Source organism: Catellatospora coxensis, assembly GCF_016862635.1.
In the GTDB taxonomy this organism is placed as follows: Bacteria; Actinomycetota; Actinomycetes; order Mycobacteriales; family Micromonosporaceae; genus Catellatospora; species Catellatospora coxensis.
Genome location: NZ_BONI01000169.1, coordinates 1 through 3,083 on the forward strand (window position 1 = coordinate 1; position 3,083 = coordinate 3,083).

General features: G+C 67.4%; 1 protein-coding gene and 1 pseudogene. Both read right to left on the bottom strand.

The window, feature by feature from the left end; translation table 11 throughout:
• Window positions 1-1,014, bottom strand: a 1,014-nt coding sequence (locus Cco03nite_RS41715) for an immune inhibitor A domain-containing protein (RefSeq protein WP_239168091.1), incomplete at its 3' end; no start/stop codon positions are given.
• Window positions 1,015-1,540: 526 nt separating this feature from the next.
• Window positions 1,541-3,083 (bottom strand): annotated as a pseudogene (locus tag Cco03nite_RS41720) (immune inhibitor A domain-containing protein); the annotation flags it as partial.

The window sequence follows — 3,083 nt, forward strand, 5'->3', positions numbered from 1 at the left end:
GGAGATCTTCAGGTTGGTACCCGGGATCGAGTAACCACCGGCCACGGCCGAGGAGTGCGCCCAGATGGCGTAGGTGCCCTGGGCACCGCCGCCGCCCGACTTGTCCTCACCCGCGTGCACCAGCACCAGGTGGTCGATGACGCCGTCCGGCTCGTAGAAGTTGCCGTCGCCGTCCCGGTCGCCCTGGTCCTCGATGTCGTAGTCGGCCCAGGGGAAGTTCGGCTGAGCGGCGGCGAGGGCGGTGACCGCGTCCATCGCCATCTGCTGCGGGCCGAGCGGGTTGTCCGGGTGACCGTTCATCGACTGGATCGCCGGCATCTGCCAGGCGCCGTTCTCGTCCTGGTAGCAGGTCGTCGCGGCGTACCAGCCCTCGGAGTGGGGCAGGGTGATCCACGGGGTGGCCTGGCCCTCGACGGTGTAGGCGCCCTTCGACATCTCCAGGTACATGTTGCGCATGGTCAGACCGGACAGGTCGATGCCCTTTTTGCCGTCCGGGCCCTTGAGGTCCGGGCGCACGCGCTCGGTGATGCCCTTCGAGGTGTAGAGCATCTTGTTGTAGTGGTCCTGGTTGAAATCCTTGACCCACATCGAGTTGTTGTCCAGGTGGGACATCGTCGCGGGGTTCGGGATGCCGTTGTGCAGCGGACCGTTCTGGACGGTTCCCGGAACGCAGGTCCGGTCCGCGTCCGTCGACGACGTCACCATCTCACCGGTGAAGTCGTCGTTGGCGTTCGGGTTGTACTCGACCAGCATCGTCAGCAGCTTGGCGACCTGGGTGGTCGGGGCCTGCTTGATCTTGCGAGGGCTCTTGCGCTCCTTGATGGACTTCGCTTCGAGCTTGGCGAGCTGGTGCGCGGTGAGGGGGTTGCCGGCCGCGTGCTTCTTGTCGAAGGCACGGGTCTTGTCTTCCTTCGCACCGTAGACGCCGCCCGCGCCCTTGGTCTCCTTGCCCGTGGTGTCCGGCTGGATCGCGGGCTCGGCGTAGTTGATGTAGAACTCGCTCGGGCTGATCACGGCCGTCGGACCCGCAGCGGCGGTGGCCGCTGTGGGTGCGGTCAGCCCGACAGCTGCCAGTGCCAGCGCTGGAACGGCAGCTAGTAGCCGCCGTTTCCGCTGCGCATGGATGGCGTGCTTCATGGTCACTCCATTCCTCGGGGTGTCCGCCCAGGCAGGGGGTGCCGGGGCGGTAACAGGTGGAGACGAGAGGCGTGAAAGCCTGCCCTCCCACGCCATACGCGGCTTCACGTGGCGGATGGAGTTCTGCGACTCACGTGAAGCAAGCACTTCACAATCGCAAATGAATGCACTACGACGCATGGTCCGGACATCGGATCGCGTCGCATCAAACGGTTGATGTTTGTTGTCCCATTTCGACATGTCGGCATCAGCCGAACGGTGGATGCCGGTGTAGGGCTCCCGCGACGCGAATGTCGTCGACCGTATGACGGCCGGTGGCTGACCTGGGCGGCAATGACGAAGAGGGCGACCCGCCGGATGCGGGCCGCCCTCTTCAGCGATGGTGCGATGGTGCGGTGTGCGGTCAGCCGTTCGCAGGCGTGACGTGCACGGTGGCGTACGAGTTGTCCTTCGCGGCGCGCACGATCGTGATCGTCACGCCGTAGGACACGCCCTGGTCGCCCGGGTTGCCGGTGCCCAGCACGGTGAACCCGAGGTCGAGGCCGTAGACCCCGGTCGCGGGCGTGCCGTCAGGGTTGACGATCCGGGTGGTGTACGGCGCGTTGCCCGCCGACGGGATGACCACGGAGGCGTCGACGTCCCGGTGGAACAGGCTGCTGCCGCGCAGCTCGAGACCCGGCACCCAGCCCTTGGCGTCGGTGAACGTCGCCACGCCCGGCTGCGCCCCGAAGGACGTGCAGTACTCGCTGAACGGCTCGCCGCTCGCCTCCAGGCACTCCTGGAACGGGTACGTCGCGTGCAGCGTGAACGCCGCGTTGGACGACTGCGGCCGGCCCTGCAGGTTCTTCAGGGTCGACGGGTCCTTCGTGGCCGCCACGCCGGAACGGCGGAACGGGTCGAAGTGCGAGTCGACGATGAGCAGGCCGCCCTTGGCGCCGGTGCTCGGCATCGCGGTCACCGCGGCGGTCACCGCGTTGCTGCTGCCGAACGTGGTGTCGCGGTACCACACCAGCATGCCGGGCGCGTTGTACTTGACCTTCTCGACCTTCCAGGCACCGTCACGCAGGTAGGTGCTGTCGTAGGCGTACTGCAGGCCCTTGTCGAACCCGTCGTAGTTGCGCCACTCGGCGAGGTAGTAGTGCGCCTTGACCGAGGTGCCGGTGTCGATCCGCCAGCCGGGGCCGGTGGTGTCGACCCAGGTGCCGCCGGTCGCGGTCCAGCCCGCGGTGCCGTTCTCGACGTCGTCGCTCCAGGTGGTGCTGCCGCCGCCGGTGACCGAGAAGTCGTCGGCGAACCAGCCGCGCTCCTGCGCTGCGGCGTCGGTGGCCTGGCGCAGGCGGACCTGCACCGTGGCGCCCGCGTACGCCGACAGGTCGACGTAGTCGTGACGCCAGCCGTGGCTGTCGCCGGTCAGACCGTAGCGGTTCTGGAACGTCGCCATGTTGCCGTTGGGGTCCGAGTAGTTGTCGTCGGTGGACACCAGGTTGCCGGCCTCGTCGTAGATCTTGAGGTCGGTCCAGGTGTTGCCGCCGTCGGTCGAGACCTCGACGAAGCCGAAGTCCCAGTCCTCCTCGATGACGTAGTTGTTCCACATCCAGAACTTCGCGTCGGCCGCGGCCGGAACCGCCACCTCACGCGCGATCTTGATGTCGGCCCAGTCCTGGTCGGTGCCGGCGTACCACATGTTGGCGCCGCTGTGCGCGGTCGCCAGCGTGATGGTCTTCGGCGGCAGGTCGATCTTGATGCCGTCCTTGGTGCCCTTCGGCGTGCGCGAGGTCTGGCCCAGCTGCACGTCGCGGTCCGTGGCACCGGGCGCGAGCACCAGCGGGTCGGCCCAGCCGAGCACCCACTTGTCCCACAGGCCCATGTGCGTCGGCATCGCCTGGAAGATCGGTCCCGAGTGCGAGCCCGAGGACATCAGGTCCCAGAAGTCGATGTCCGACTCG